Raw genomic sequence first — 14,929 nt, 5'->3', positions numbered from 1 at the left:
TAAACTGGACGACTTTGAAGACTACAGGCTTCAAAGCGAGGTCGAAAACGTAGTTTGAGACCGGTCCTACGGCAGATGGAATTGTTGACCATCCTCAGCGGCACCCAAAGATCTAATTTTCTAACCATTTAAATACTTTGCCGATATTACCAACCCAAGTGACCCAAGAATGATCACCATCCACTGGCATCCAAGTATAATTTTCTCTTAAGTGAATAGTGAGAAAGTTTTTGAACATGATGTTATCTTCACGCATGTAGTCTTCGTCACCACAGAGTGTGAGAACTTTTTGTCGAGGTTGTATTCGATTGAAGATGGTTGCTAATTGATTATTATGGATTTTTTCTGCAGTACCGAAGATACTGTCAAAAGTTTGTTTGTCCATCGGACATTGAGGATTATTTCTGAACCTTTCGATATCAGTTATTGGTGACAAGGCTGCAATTTTACTGAATTTATCAGGATTAGTAAAACCGATTTTCAATGCTCCGTAACCGCCCATGCTAGAGCCGACGATGTAATTATCTTCAGGCTTTGATGAAATAGGGTACATTTCTTGTATCTTGGGGATCAACTCTTTAGTAAAGAATGAGTAATAGGGAATGAAGTCAGAATCTGTATAGAAAGCATTTCTGGCTTCAGGCATTATTACAGCCCAATTGTGTTCACGAGCCAGCTTCTCGATATTTGCATGTCTGATCCAAGCGGTATCGTCACCGGTGTATCCATGTAATAGCCAGACTGCTTTATAGGGTTCTTTTTCTGAGTCAGGTATTACAATTGTTGTTTTGAAGTAAGTATGTAAGTAATCGGTACGATAACTCATATTTATTAATGTCATTTATAAACCTCGATTGATTGATATGTTTATAATTTTAAATCAGTTTAATTATTTATCAAATATAAAGTAAGGATGTTTAATGAACTATTCAATAATAATCCTGAGGGAACACACTTAACTTGTCAAGAAATCAGCAAAACCAAAATAAAAGCCGCTAAATCGACAATGCAATCTAACAGCTCCTAATTTTATAAAATTAATTATTTATTTAACCAGTCAAATACTTTGTCAGCATTTGCAGACCATGTATTCCAGGAATGATCTCCGGAAACTGGCATCCAATTGTAATTGGTGCCCAAATTGTCAGTAAGGAAGTTCTTCAATTCGACATTATCATCGTGCATGAAGTCCTCGTCACCACAAAGGTGCAGTACTTCTTGCTTAGGATGGAATTGGTTAAATATGTTTATTAGTTGATTTTGTTCGATTTTTTCAGGTGAATCAAAGATTGTGTCGAATGCCTCTAAAGGCATAGGGCTCTTAGGATTGTTTCTGAAGTTTTCAATGTTAGCGACAGGTGACATGGCTGCAATTTTACTGAATTTATCAGGATTAGAAAAACCAATTTTGAGTGCACCATATCCACCCATGCTTACACCGCCGATATAGTTGTCTTCGGCTTTGTCAGATATAGGTAATAAGTTTTGCATCTTAGGAATCAATTCTTTAACGAAGAAGCTGTAATAAGGAATGAAGTCAGAATCAGTATAAAATGCGTTTCTTCCTTCGGGCATGATGACCGCAATTTCGTTTTTTTCTGCTAGCTTTTCGATATTCACATTACGCATCCATGTTGTATCGTCAGCAGTGTACCCGTGAAGTAACCAGATAGCTCTGTAATTTTTCTTACCGGTATCGGGAAGTACTACGGTAGTTTTAAAGTATGTATGGAGATAGTTAGTACGAAAACTTGTACTTAATAGTGTCATAAATTGCCTCCGTTATTGATTTTTATTCATATTCAATATTGATTCTAAAATTAAATATTGTCAAGGAATGTCAAAATAAGCCCTTAGGTTACATAACATAAGTTATTCGAAGTTATTTTGAGTGTTTACATTATTATTTATAATAATAGATATAAAAAGTTTAATTGGAAAATTTGAGCGTATATCGTTAATATTAGGAATAGATTCTCATTCAAATTGAGGTGAATATCGGTAATGAGACGAACATATTATGCGGTTAAGGTCAAACGTATTGATGGCAAGATACTTCATTTTCGATTACCCAATGATCTCCAAAGGGCAATGACAGCACACCATAAAGAGTCTGACGATTGGAAGTCTGTCTTGAAGGGGGCTTTGATCAATATTGAGATGGCTCCACATAGAACAAGTGCACAACCACCGATCACTGTAGCTTTGGTTAAAACTGTTTTTATTATCGATAAGAGCTTTATGAGTACTAGAAGTCAATTTGTTAGTAAAGATAACTGGGAAGGAACAGAGAACATTCACCAGCTATACAGTTATTTACGGCATGATTATTCATTTCTGAACAGGCTAGAGATCATTAATGATATTAAATTTTGGAAAACTGGTAAACGGAATAAAATTGTATGGATACTGACCTTATTTAGAACAAAATTACATTATCGCAGAATAAAAAGAGCCCGGAAAAATTAATTTCCGGACTCTTTGTTGCTATATATAAATATATTCTTATTGGAGGATGAATTTTTATATATTATAGAAAGTTAACGATTTGCATCAAGATTGGAACAACGATAACGAATAACACAGTTGAGGTTGTGACCACATTAGTAGCGTATTCAACGTCACCATGTGATTGTCCAACTAGGATGGGCAGTACAGCTAGTCCTGGGGCAGCTGCTTGAATTACTAAAGTGCTGCTTTCTAGACTAGGTAGTGGATTGCCCATTGATTTACCTAATAAGACAAATCCAATCATGATTGCAGGGGCAAAGATAAATCTACCCAGCAATGCTAGAACAGTATCATGGTCAAAGCCGATTGACTTCAATCCAGCATCGGCGAGGATAATACCAATGTAAATAAGTGACATTGGTGTAACAATTCCACCGACCATATCAAGGGTCTTATCGATCCATGCAGGAACGGGAATTGCTAGGAGTAAGAATACTAATGAGATCAAGAATCCAACGAGGGGAGCAGGTAATAACTTCTTCCAGTTGAAATCCTTCTTAGTACCTTTTTCAACTGTTGGATCATCAGCTGAGATGAATAATACACCGACAGCCCAAGTTGAAATTGTATTCATAACATAGTAAACAAGGAAGTAAGGCAAACTCTTTGTACCGAATAATGCCATGTTCAGTGGTAGTCCAATGAAAATTGTATTTGCATTGGCAAACATGTTGATAAATGTTCCACGACGACCTTTTTTAATACGAAATACTTTGGTCAAGATCCATGCAATTAGGTAACTACATGCAAAGCTGGCAAAGGCAAAGATTAATCCGCCTGTCAAAGTAGATAATTTGTCACGTGTTAAGTATTTCAACACTGAGACAAAGATTGATGCAGGTAAAGCAATCTTCATAATAATGAATGAAATATTGCCTTTGAATTCGTCACCCAGACGTCCTGAATTTCTTAACCAATATCCTAGAGCAATAACGATTACGATTTCAGCAACACTTTCTAGTGATGTGATAAATGCTTCCATTAATAAAATTCCCTTCTCTATAAACTGTAACTAATTAATATTTAGGTTCCCATTTGATGTCATCGATGGCTTTTTTAGCATCCTTGGCATCTGTTAGTTTTTCATCGATAGCTTGTTGAGCAACACCCAGAGCCACTGTCATACTGAATTGATCTAGTTTTGAAACTGGAGGTAATACAGCAGCCCCAGCTTCATTTGGATCAACGATTCCACCTAGTGAGTGGGCAGCCTTGTTGATCATGCCATCGCTAAGTAATTTGGCATTCACAGCCATAGCACCGAGACCCAAACCAGGGTATACAAGAGCGTTGTTAGCTTGGCCAATGTAATAATTGACACCATTTAGTTCAACTGGTTCTGCAGGAACACCTGTTGCAACTAGTGCCTTTCCATCAGTCCACTTGATCAAATCTTCTGCTGTTGCTTCAGCAAGCTTAGTTGGATTTGATAGTGGGAAGATAATAGGACGTTCTGTGTGAGCAGTCATTTCTTTGATGATTGGTTCTGTGAAGGTACCAGGTTGGGTAGATGTACCAACTAAAATAGTAGGGTGGATCGCCTTAACAGCGGCTTCAAGGTTAGTCAGTTCGTCAGCGTTAGTGAATTCACTACGGCTTCTTGTGAATGGCTTTTGTTCAGGTGTCAATCCTTCAGTATCATCGAATAATAAGCCTTGTTTATCTACTAGATAGAAGTGCTTCTTAGCTTCTTCTTCTGATAGTCCAGCTTCGACCATAGCGTCATAGATGCGCTTAGTAATACCAGCTCCAGCAGTTCCAGCCCCGAATGACATGTAGACTTGATCAGTGAACTTTTCTTTTGAAATGTTCAAGGCACCCAAGATACCAGCAAGCGTGATAATACCTGTACCTTGAATATCATCGTTGAAGGTCAAAATTTGATCTTTGTATTTGTTCAAAATATTGGCAGCATTGTCGCGACCGAAGTCTTCAAAATGAAGATACATATTTGGGAATAATTCTTCGGCTTTAGTTACAAACTTGTCAACGAAATCGTAGTATCTGTCACCTGTGATACGTTCGTGATGATTACCTAGATACAAGTCATCATTCAATAATGATTGATTGTTTGTACCAACATCAAGAACGATTGGTAAAACTGATTTAGGATCGATTCCAGCAGCAGCTGTATAAACCATGATCTTACCAACTGAGATATCGACACCTTGAAGACCCCAATCACCGATACCAAGGATTCCTTCACCGTCGGTTACAACAATCAATTTAATATCACGATCACCGGCCGCGTTTTTTAGTGTTGCCTCGATTTCTTCTGGATCATCAATCGATAAGTATGCCGCATTTTGTGGATCTAAGAAGAAATGACTGTAGTTTTCAATTGTTTCAGCGATAGTTGGATCATAAACAACTGGCATAAAGTCATAAACGTGTTCACTGAATAACTTGAAGAACAATGTACGATTCTCATTGAATAAATCCATCAAGTACATGCGCTTTGCTAATGGAGTTGGCTTTGTACCATATTGTTCGTATGCTTGTTCCACTTGTTGATCAAGTGTTTGAACGAATGGTGGTAGTAAACCTTCTAGATTGTTAGCCTTTCTTTCCTCTTTCGTAAATGCAGTTCCTTTATTCAAAAAAGGATTATTTAATAAATCTAAACCTTTGTATTCTTTCATAAAAATGCCTCCTGAATTAACTTTCATTTAACTTTCGAGTGCTACTATATACTCTTATAAAAAAGATAGTCAAATATGTTATAATTGATAAATAAAATTTATAAGTGAGGGATATCAATGAATGCAAAAGATTGGCAATACTTCCAAAAACTTAGTGAATTAAAAAATTTTTCTGATACAGCACGTCACTTCGGCGTCAGTCAGCCTACAATAACGTATTCATTAAAAAGATTGGAAGATGAATATGGAGTTCAGTTAGTTGAAAGAAAGAGCTATGCAAATTCACTTCGTTTGACGTACGCTGGAAATCAATTGTTGAAACATGTTAATCGAATTATTAGAGAAGACTATTTAGCAAAGTCAGATCTTAAGAGATTAAAGGATAAGAAAATAAGAATAGGTCTACCGCCGATTATTACGAATTATTTATTGCCTAATGTTTTTGATCAGCTAAAAGAGAATAACTTTTTAGATGAAATGGAGCAGGTAGTAGATGGATCAAAAGAGTTATTGGCAGAATTAAAAAATGGCCGTCTTGATATTTCCCTATTGGGAACTACAAGGCTGCCAGAAGACGCCGAACTAGAGTATAAAATAATAAAAGTACATCATTTTAATTTGATTGCTTCTAAGAAGCGAAATTTTGGTGATTCCATTGATTTGAGTGATTTATTAAAAGAAGAATTTATTTTGACTGATAATAATTCAGTTCATAGACAAGTTTTTAAGAGATTTACTGACAAATACAATGTTCTACCAAATGTTATTTTTGAAACATCTGATTATAATTTGTTACTTAATTTAGTTAAAGCTGATAAGGGTATTAGTTTTATCGCTGAAACAGCCAGTTCATTGGAGGAGGGGATACAAGAAGTAAAGGTTAATAACCTTGAACTGCCGCCATTTTATATTTTGTTAGTGTATCGTACTAATACTTTAAAGACTCCGATTTTCAGCAAAATAATCGATATTTTCAGTGATGGTTGCAAAGATTAATAAATTTTTAAATAATAAAATATTAATACTTTGCGGTATACGGTATAGTCCAATTGCGGTACAATTAATTTACCGATTGGTAATTGGGGATCGATCATGTTCCGTAGCTGGGAACAATGCAAAATTGAAAATTTATTGAAGTAAATATCGTGCAATCTATTTTATCCAAACCTCTCAACTCCTCCATCATTTGCCGATTTTATTCATTGATTTTCACAGAGTGAAAATATTTACATTGAGTCTAAAACTTTCGTTTGTGGGATAGTCATGTTCAATTTAATATTTTTCCTGAGAAGCTGGCTATTTCAGCTTCTTTTTTGCTTTTAATATTAAAAGTTGACAAAATGGCAAGATATTAGAAAATCATATAAATAATTGAGCAATATATTAAAAGAATAGTCTAGATCCCTTTTATATCAAGGATTCTAGACGCTGAAAATCTCAATTTTAGTATTTATAATTAAAAACGTATTACAAAAATATATATCTTTATGATATATTACTTGTTGGAGGGGACATCCTACAATTCCTCTCCTTTGATAATTTCATGTTTATAACAGAGAATTCTGTTAATGGATGGTAGTTCCTCCCTGAGCTACCATTTTTTTGTACTTAATTGTAATTTTTATCAAATAATATGATAACATGTGGTTGAGGTATGCGGTTATGTCCCATCCTCATTGCGCAGAGAGTGACCTCCCCGGGTCGCTCTTTTTTGTTTTAATTTTTTTATAAATTTGCTTTATCCATTAAGAACACGTATTTTTAGCACCTTGATTTATGGTATAATTTTAAACAATAAGCTGTTTAGGAGTTTTTAGCATGAAGTACACTGAGAAACAACAAATAGAAATTGCCAACTATGCCATTGCACATGACAATGACTTTAAAGCAACCGGTGAAAAATACGGAATTTCATATCAACAAGTATCCGCATGGGTTAGAAAGTATGATAAAAAGGCTAAACCAAGTAAGAAGAATACTAAGACTGAGAAAAAATCATCAACAAAAGAAGACGAACCAAAGGCTAGCGCACTTGATATTTTAAGCAGACGCGATCCAGTTTTGGAAGCTCAATTAGAGGATGTTAAACGTCGTTTAGGATTGATCAAATAAATAATGAAGAAAATTATTTTTGTTTGTTTGGGTAACATCTGCCGTTCAGCAATGGCAGAAATGATGATGAGACAATTAGTGTCTGAAAATGGACTAGATAGTGAGATAGATGTTCAGTCTCGGGCAACGTCAACTTATGAAATAGGAAGCAAGCCTCATCCAGGTGCTGTTGATGAGTTAAAGAAGCACAAGATCAACATTTCTGATCATCATGCACAACAGATAAGCCGACAAGACTTTGATGAAGCTGATGTTATTATTGGGATGGATCATCAAAATATTACTGATCTAAAGAGAATGGCACCGAAAAATGATGTGAGAAAGATACATTTGGCGTATCAAGTTCTTGATCAAGATAAAGTGATTGAAGATCCGTGGTATGATCATAAGTTTGATCGTACTTATCATCAATTAAAAGAAGTATTACCAAAGTGGCTAGAGATATTGAAAGATGAAAAGAGTGATGGAAATTAATTTCCATCACTCTTTTTTGGTTCTGATAGCGTATGAATCGAGTAATATTCGACTAATGACTTGTAAAGGTAGTCTTGATCTAACCTCATAGTCTGGAAAGTAAGACGTTTGAGATTTATATCCAAATAATGATAGCTCTGAGTAAGGGATGATGGAACCTTCCTTATTGGTAGTTATAGTGATAGTACTGACATCATTTTTAAAAACGTTTTTTGCTGCAGCAACTAATTCTTTAGTTTCACCATTAAGAGTTATAAAGATTACTAGGTCTTCACGTTTGATTCGTTTACTCATTGTTACGATGATATTTGGGTCGGTACTTAAAACACAATTTTTACCTAATAATTGTAATTTGACCAACATCTCTTGCGCTATGAATTCGGAGAATCCTCTAGCAAAAATATAAATATCATTTGAATTTTTTATTTTTTGAACTGAATCTTCAATAGTACCGATATCCAGCATATGGAGCGTATTATCAACTTCATAAGAGTCGCTAGATAAGGAAACCTAGTACTTCAGTGCTAGGAGGAATTATCGTCTTGAGCGACTGCCTTTATTAATATTTGTTACTTTGCCCTTTATTTTTGATTATTGGTAGTATTTGGCAGCTTCTTCTAATACTAAATGATATACTGAATCTATCCTAATGAAAGGACTAGACCAGATGAGCAAAACCATGTCAGAACTACCTTTTCACTATGGTTTGAAGATGAAATGTTATCCGTCTTTCAAACAAAAACAAGTAATTGAACTCAATATCAATGCTTCTAGATTCGCATATAATGAAATGGTTGCCATTGATAAAGAACTGTATATGTTGTCTAGGTGTAAGCTACCAATCAAGCAAGTAACTGATCGTATTGCTTATCTTAAACAACGTAAGTCTACTAAGTATATCTTCGGGTTACATACCTGGCTTGGTGCTAATAAGGTTGGTACCGATGTGGTAAATATGTCTAAACGTACCTATCAAACATCGTGGAATCTGTTCCGTAAAGTACATTCTCATGGAACACCTAACTTTCACAAGAAACGATATGGCGGTAGTTTCCAGTTACCTAATAGATATTCCAGTAAAGTTACACCCAATATGTTGAATGGAAATATCAAGTTTCTAGATAATAAACATATCCGAATAGCTCCACTTGGTACCATACGTGTATCTGGTTCACAAAAACGATTGCTTCAACGTAATCAAAATATTCGTATTGGCACCGTGACTGTCTCGAAAGATTCAATCGGTAACTACTACATATCAATGCAATTGGGTTCCAATCAACCATTCGTTGACAAACCAGCTAAAACTAGTTCAAGTATCGGAATTGATCTTAATACTGATAATTTCTTAACTGATTCAAATGGTGATACTATTGGTAATCCAAGATATTATCGCCGTATCCAAGGTAAACTAGCCAAAGCGCAACGAAAGTTATCTTTGAGGCAAGTTCGTGCTAAGAAAGAACATCGTAAACTTATCGATTCTAAGAACTATCAGAAACAACGTTTACTAGTATCCAAATTACAAAAGTCAGTCATGAATCAACGTTCAAACTTTTTAAACAATCTTTCAACTACACTTATCAAGAACCACGATTTGGTAGTTGCGGAAGACTTATCAAGTAAGAATATGTTGAAGAATCACGCTTTAGCTATGAGTATTTCCGATGTTGGTTGGAGAACATTCCTAAAACAACTGGAGTATAAAGCTATGCTATATGGTAAAACTTTTGTAAAAATCAATCCTTACAACACTACTCAGACGTGCTCTGATTGTGGTTACTTGATGAAAGATAATGAGCATCTGACATTGAAAGATAGAAAGTGGACGTGTCCAAACTGTAATACATTCCACATCAGAGATCACAACGCTGCAAGAAATATTTTGGAAAAAGGATTGAAAGAAATAGCTTAAATAAACAGTCCGTTCGGCAACTTGCGGACTATAAAGACCTTGGTAATTACCATGTAAGACCTAATCTGATTAGGCAACGGCGTATCTAGGTAAATTGTAATGTACGCACTCTTAGGATTACGTATTCTTGCAAACTCGGTACTTTAGTGCCGAGTAGTTGACATTCATTTTTCAGAATAGCTTGTTTAATATCATGATCTACCCGTTCGAGGTTTTCATATTTGGGACTGTTTTGTCGATTAACAAGTAGCTTTTGGCGGAAGTTAGTGTATCCTTCGTAGCCCATCTTTTTCATAGTCCTAACGATAGTAGCAGTTGAAACATTAGCTTGTTCACTCAATTTGATTATCGATAATGCTGGTATTTCTTCTAAATGATTTTGAATATATTTCCATAAGTATGATTCAGAATTACTTAATTTTTTTGTCATTTATTTCACCCAAGATTGTTATGATATTTTCAATTATAGACGTATTAAGTGAATTTTTTGAAAACATTTACATTTTTTTACCTGTATCATTAATTATAGATAGTCAGAAAGGGGCAACGACATGATATACACATGTACTTTAAATCCGGCAATTGATTTATTCATCGAAACTGATCAATTGAAACCGGAAGTTGTCAATCGTACTAATAATTACGATATTATTCCAAATGGTAAAGGTGTTAATGTTTCATTTATTATGAAAATGCTGGGGGTAAATAGTACTGCTCTTGGTGTTGGTGGTGGATTCACAAGTAATTTTATTGAGGTGTCACTACAGAAAAAGGGTATCAAAACTAATTTTACTCATATCGACGGGATTTCAAGAATCAATGTTTTCACGCGTGTTTTGAATCCTAACAGTGAATATAAGCAGGTAAATAAAGGACCAGAGGTCAGTGGCGACAAAGTTCAAGAATTTTTAGATATTGTCAAGACGTTGACTGAACAAGACAAACTTGTAGTATCGGGAAGTTTTTCGACTGGTATTGCACCAAATATAATTGTTGAAATAGCCAAGATGGCTCAAAAGCAAAATTTTGATTTGGTAATTGATACCAGTTATCCAGAAGTATTGAATACATTAAATTATCGTCCTTTCCTATTAAAACCAAATGACGAAGAATTGTTGTCTTGGTTTAATGCGGATCATACGGATGATTTAAATGAATTGGCTAGTTATGTTAAGAAGGTTCTAACTAAAGGCGCTCAAAATATTCTGCTTTCTCTTGGTTCTAAAGGTGCAATGTTTGCGAATGACCAAGGAATTTGGTTTGGAAATGCACCAAAGATCGATGTTGTTAATACCGCTTGTTCAGGAGATACCATGTTAGGTACATTTTTGGCAGGGATGGAACAAAATATATCTGTTGAAGATAATTTGAAGAAGAGTATCGCTGCGGCAAGTTCTACTGCTGCAACTTCAGGATTGACAGATTTTACTAATTTGGAAGAATTATTGAAACAAATTAAAATTTCGGAAGAAAATTTTTAATTAGTTATTGAAATTGTTTAAAGAATAGTTAAATAAGACCACGATACAAACTAAGTATCGTGGTCTTATTTGTTGTGTGGTAAGGTTGTACTAGAGGTGTTTCAATTGACTTTACATTTAGATATTATGACGATAATTATAAGATTACTTTTAGCAACAGGAATCTCAGGAGTTATCGGTTGGGATCGGGCTCACAAACATCGACCCGCCGGAATCAGAACACATATCTTAGTTTGTCTAGGAGCTTGTATCGTTGCGATGATTCAAAAAGAAATTGGATTTAATGCAATTGCAGTTGCCCGCCAATATCCTGCTTATAAGGGCATTATTAGGGCTGATGAAGCAAGACTGATTGCTCAAGTTATTAGTGGTATTGGTTTCTTAGGTGCCGGAACTATTATTGTTGAGCATCATTCAATTAAGGGACTTACGACTGCCGCCAGTCTGTGGGTTGTTGCCTGTATAGGATTGGCAGTTGGTATGGGTAACTACACGATTGCCATAGCCAGTTTTGTAGTGGTCTACGGTGTAGTAGCATTCTTGAAGCAAATCGTTCGTGTCAATCCTTTGAAAAAAGTAGAAATTCAATATTTGAACAAAACCAAAGGCAAGAAATTTATTTTGAATTATTTTGACGAACATTCTATTAGTGTTAAAAACGTTAATTTCAGAGCTAATAAGGCAGTGGATGGATCATATACATATACCAACGTTTACGAGATAAAATTGCCTCATAATATGAAGTATATCGATGTAGTACAAGGTATATCAGCTGGGGATGGCATAACTAAAGTTCAGCTTATAAATCTTGGTTAAAAAATTAATATATCAATATAAAATTATTTAAATCATAAGAAACATTGATTTAAGATTCCCTGTTTGATAAAGTTTTTAGTATTGGGGGAATTTAATGGTAAAGAGAATCGCGTTTATTTTACTGTTTTTATTTCTTTGTGGGGCTTTTATATTAAATATTGATAGTTTCGGAGCAGAGGTTCAAAAGGTTAAGCAGAATTCGCACGACTTGTCGAGTCAATTGACAGAGTCAGAATTTAAAACTGAACAAGATAATTATGTTTACGTATCGTTTGATAACTTGTATGAGAATCCACAAATTTATAAAAATACTAAAATTTATCAAAAGGGATTAGTCTTAAAATCTGATGAAGATTTTGCAATAGTTTCCCTAGATCGAAATGATCGTTCCAAAGATGTCAAAGTCAGTTATGACTTGAGTACTTTATCTAAGGGAATATCCAGACTTGAAGCGGGGAATGAAATTCGAGTTTTTGGAAAATTTAACGATGTTGAGAATTTTACTAACAGTAAAGGTAGAGAAGTTATGCGACCAGTCATCAAGGCTAACTTTATTCAAGTAACTAATTCTTAAAAACAAGACAAAAAAACACCTGTCAATTTTATTGGCAGGTGTTTTAACTATCAAAAGGGTTTTTATATTTGTAACGGACGGTAATATAAATGGCATTACTCTTCAATGTAGGATGAAGAGTTGAAATATGAGAAGTTATTTTTTACTTTTAGAATCTTTATCGTTTTTAGAAGATTTCTTGTCCGCAGAATCTACTCGATCTACGTTTTTTTTGACATCATCGGGAAGTGAAGCAAATTTGTCAAACAAACTACCAAAATTCTCTTCGCGTTTCACTGTTAAGCCCATCGGTATCAGCCCCTTTCAGGTTTATTATTATTTATCTTTTAATTAACTACATTATAAGTCCTTTTTCCAAAAATCTCAAATTCTTGCAACTTTTTTTTGATTAGGTAGAATAGAAAGAGCTATTACTAACTATTATCGTAACTTTGAAGGGGGATATTTTTTGGCAACTGAATATCTTGAACATAAATTAAGCCTATTACCAGCTCGTCCCGGTTGCTATTTGATGAAAGACATAAATTCCAAAATCATTTATGTTGGTAAGGCCAAAAATCTCAAAAATCGTGTACGTTCTTATTTTAAAAGTTCACACGAAGGTAAGACTGAACGGTTAGTATCCGAAATTAGAGATTTTGAGACGATCATTACTTCGAATGACAAGGAAGCATTCTTACTTGAAATCACATTGATCCAGAAACATCAGCCTTATTACAATATCAAATTAAAACGAGGTACTGGTTATCCTTATATAAAAATAACTAATGAACGTGATCCCAAGATGGAAATCACCGGTCAAGTAAAAAAAGATGGTGCATATTATTTTGGACCATATCCGAATGTTTGGGCAGCTTCTAATACACTAAACTTCTTACAAAAAGTTTATCCATTGCGTCGCTGTCAAGGACATCTAGGTCGTCCTTGCTTGTATTATCATATGGGACAGTGTCTAGGAGCTTGTTTCCAAGAAGTTCCAGAAGAAAAATACAATGAACAAATTGAAAAAATTAAAAAATTTCTTGGCGGTAATGTAGGCGAAATCAAATCTAAACTTGAACAAAGAATGGAAAAGGCTTCTGAAAATTTAGAATTTGAACGTGCAGCAGAATTGCGTGATCAAATTAAATATATTGAGACTACAGTTGAGAAACAAAAAATCATTTCTAACGATAGTACACCACGAGACATATTTAATTATTATGTTGAAAAAGGTTGGATCTCAATTCAAATTTTCTTCATTCGACAAGCAAGATTGATGAAACGTGAGAAGAAAGTCTTCGCATGTATCAACTCACCAGAAGAAGAATTATCGACCTTTATTTTGCAATTTTATAATCGACGTAATCAGGTCATGCCCAAAGAAATATTAGTTCCTAGCAATTTAGACAAAGATACTTTGTCAGAAGTTTTGAATGTACCATTCAGAACTCCTCAACGTGGTCAGAAGAAAGATCTAATGGATATGGCGGCTGAGAATTCTAAGTTAGTCTTGCAAGAGAAGTTCAGATTAATGGAATTAGATAACCGTCAGACTTATGGAGCTCAAAAGCAGATTTTTGAGGCAATCGGATTGCCATATGGTCACGTGATCGAATCGTTTGATCATTCGCATATTCAGGGAACAAATCCAGTTTCGGCGATGGTTCAGTTCGTTGATGGTCGACCGGAAAAGAGTAATTATCGTAAGTACAAGATCAAAGGTGAAGTTGAGCATCAGTCAGGTGCTGATGAAGCTGCTAACACGCGTGAAGTAGTTTATCGGCGTTATTCTCGGGTCCTTAAGGAGGAAGGAAATCTTCCCGACTTGATCCTTATGGATGGTGGGATCATTGAATTGCGTGCGGTGATGGATGTTCTCCAGAATGAATTGGGAATAAATATTCCTGTCGCTGGTATGGTTAAGGACAATCATCATAATACTTCACATTTGATTTTTGGCGAGAATGGAGAAGTAGTTCCATTGGATCGTAAGAGTCAAGGATTCTACTTATTACAACGAATTCAAGATGAGGTACATAGATTTGCGATTACCTTCCAACGTAAGACTAGAAGTAAGAATGCTCTGTCATCCAGATTGGATGGAATTCAAGGTGTTGGTCCAAAAACCAGAAACAAATTGTTAAAGAAATTTGGTTCAGTTAAAAAGATGAAAGATGCCTCGATCGATGATTTAACAGCATTAGGTATTTCTAAGACAACCGCTCAAACAATCAAAATCACCTTAGCAAGTACGGATTTTCATAAAAAATATAGTAAAGGTTAAAAAAATATTAAAGCAATGTCAAACCAAATCATTAAGCGGTTGGTGGACATTGCTTTTTTATTTTGAGTTAAGTTATTCAAAAAGTTCTATTGACAAAATTAATGAAAGAGGTTACATTTTATTTGCGCAAACGTTTGC

16 protein-coding genes are annotated in these 14,929 nt (G+C 34.9%); 9 read left to right on the top strand and 7 right to left on the bottom strand.

The window, feature by feature from the left end:
* Positions 1 to 112 precede the first annotated feature (112 nt).
* Positions 113 to 841, bottom strand: a complete 729-nt coding sequence (locus tag U8519_RS02740) for an alpha/beta hydrolase (protein WP_334328791.1) — start codon at positions 839 to 841, stop codon at positions 113 to 115.
* Positions 842 to 1,041: 200 nt separating this feature from the next.
* Entirely contained in the window at positions 1,042 to 1,770 is a 729-nt protein-coding gene (locus tag U8519_RS02735) for an alpha/beta hydrolase (RefSeq protein WP_334328790.1), read from the bottom strand.
* 234 nt (positions 1,771 to 2,004) lie between these two features.
* Between U8519_RS02735 and U8519_RS02730 the strand changes: the two genes are divergently transcribed.
* Positions 2,005 to 2,469: a DUF7679 family protein gene (locus U8519_RS02730; RefSeq protein WP_334328789.1), complete on the top strand. Its 465-nt coding sequence runs from the start codon at positions 2,005 to 2,007 to the stop codon at positions 2,467 to 2,469.
* A gap of 61 nt (positions 2,470 to 2,530) precedes the next feature.
* On the opposite strand, the gene U8519_RS02725 is transcribed toward U8519_RS02730, so the two are convergent.
* Together U8519_RS02725 and U8519_RS02720 are read right to left on the bottom strand one after the other, a co-directional pair.
* Positions 2,531 to 3,493, bottom strand: coding sequence for an AEC family transporter (locus U8519_RS02725; RefSeq protein ID WP_334328788.1), 963 nt, complete (start codon positions 3,491 to 3,493; stop codon positions 2,531 to 2,533).
* Between the two features lie 34 nt (positions 3,494 to 3,527).
* A complete protein-coding gene (locus U8519_RS02720; RefSeq protein ID WP_334328787.1) occupies positions 3,528 to 5,153 on the bottom strand; it encodes a malolactic enzyme in 1,626 nt (541 codons plus the stop codon).
* A 117-nt stretch (positions 5,154 to 5,270) separates the two neighbouring features.
* Between U8519_RS02720 and U8519_RS02715 the strand changes: the two genes are divergently transcribed.
* From U8519_RS02715 to U8519_RS02705, 3 genes are all read left to right on the top strand, one after another.
* Complete coding sequence (locus U8519_RS02715) at positions 5,271 to 6,149, top strand: LysR family transcriptional regulator (RefSeq protein WP_334328786.1); 879 nt, start codon at positions 5,271 to 5,273, stop codon at positions 6,147 to 6,149.
* A gap of 822 nt (positions 6,150 to 6,971) precedes the next feature.
* A complete protein-coding gene (locus U8519_RS02710) occupies positions 6,972 to 7,265 on the top strand; it encodes a helix-turn-helix domain-containing protein (protein ID WP_334328785.1) in 294 nt (97 codons plus the stop codon).
* Between the two features lie 3 nt (positions 7,266 to 7,268).
* Positions 7,269 to 7,739 (top strand): low molecular weight protein-tyrosine-phosphatase, encoded by a 471-nt coding sequence (locus U8519_RS02705; protein ID WP_334328784.1) that lies wholly within the window; start codon positions 7,269 to 7,271, stop codon positions 7,737 to 7,739.
* Positions 7,740 to 7,745: 6 nt separating this feature from the next.
* On the opposite strand, the gene U8519_RS02700 is transcribed toward U8519_RS02705, so the two are convergent.
* The gene (locus tag U8519_RS02700; protein ID WP_334328783.1) at positions 7,746 to 8,204 is read right to left on the bottom strand and encodes an SIS domain-containing protein; all 459 of its coding nucleotides are present in this window, start codon (positions 8,202 to 8,204) and stop codon (positions 7,746 to 7,748) included.
* Positions 8,205 to 8,406: 202 nt separating this feature from the next.
* On the opposite strand from U8519_RS02700, the gene U8519_RS02695 reads away from it, so the two are divergent.
* The gene (locus tag U8519_RS02695) at positions 8,407 to 9,654 is read left to right on the top strand and encodes an RNA-guided endonuclease InsQ/TnpB family protein (protein ID WP_334328782.1); all 1,248 of its coding nucleotides are present in this window, start codon (positions 8,407 to 8,409) and stop codon (positions 9,652 to 9,654) included.
* Between the two features lie 85 nt (positions 9,655 to 9,739).
* Here the strand turns inward: U8519_RS02695 and U8519_RS02690 are convergent, their stop codons facing one another.
* On the bottom strand, positions 9,740 to 10,084 hold the full coding sequence (locus U8519_RS02690) for a MurR/RpiR family transcriptional regulator (RefSeq protein WP_334328781.1): 345 nt from the start codon (positions 10,082 to 10,084) through the stop codon (positions 9,740 to 9,742).
* Between the two features lie 121 nt (positions 10,085 to 10,205).
* On the opposite strand from U8519_RS02690, the gene pfkB reads away from it, so the two are divergent.
* The 3 genes from pfkB to U8519_RS02675 all read left to right on the top strand — a co-directional run bounded on the left by pfkB (position 10,206) and on the right by U8519_RS02675 (position 12,525).
* Complete coding sequence (gene pfkB / locus U8519_RS02685; protein WP_334328780.1) at positions 10,206 to 11,135, top strand: 1-phosphofructokinase; 930 nt, start codon at positions 10,206 to 10,208, stop codon at positions 11,133 to 11,135.
* Positions 11,136 to 11,240: 105 nt separating this feature from the next.
* Entirely contained in the window at positions 11,241 to 11,951 is a 711-nt protein-coding gene (locus U8519_RS02680) for an MgtC/SapB family protein (RefSeq protein ID WP_442892111.1), read from the top strand.
* A 94-nt stretch (positions 11,952 to 12,045) separates the two neighbouring features.
* Positions 12,046 to 12,525, top strand: coding sequence for a hypothetical protein (locus U8519_RS02675; RefSeq protein ID WP_334328778.1), 480 nt, complete (start codon positions 12,046 to 12,048; stop codon positions 12,523 to 12,525).
* 135 nt (positions 12,526 to 12,660) lie between these two features.
* Here the strand turns inward: U8519_RS02675 and U8519_RS02670 are convergent, their stop codons facing one another.
* Entirely contained in the window at positions 12,661 to 12,813 is a 153-nt protein-coding gene (locus U8519_RS02670) for an SPJ_0845 family protein (RefSeq protein WP_155832091.1), read from the bottom strand.
* A 160-nt stretch (positions 12,814 to 12,973) separates the two neighbouring features.
* Between U8519_RS02670 and uvrC the strand changes: the two genes are divergently transcribed.
* Entirely contained in the window at positions 12,974 to 14,791 is a 1,818-nt protein-coding gene (gene uvrC, locus U8519_RS02665; RefSeq protein ID WP_334328777.1) for an excinuclease ABC subunit UvrC, read from the top strand.
* The last annotated feature ends 138 nt before the right edge of the window (positions 14,792 to 14,929 follow it).

Origin of the sequence: Companilactobacillus sp. HBUAS59699 (assembly GCF_036913575.1) — a bacterium.
Taxonomy (GTDB): Bacteria; Bacillota; Bacilli; order Lactobacillales; family Lactobacillaceae; genus Companilactobacillus.
The sequence above is the reverse complement of the archived record's forward strand: the minus strand, read 5'-3'. Positions and strand labels throughout refer to the sequence as shown.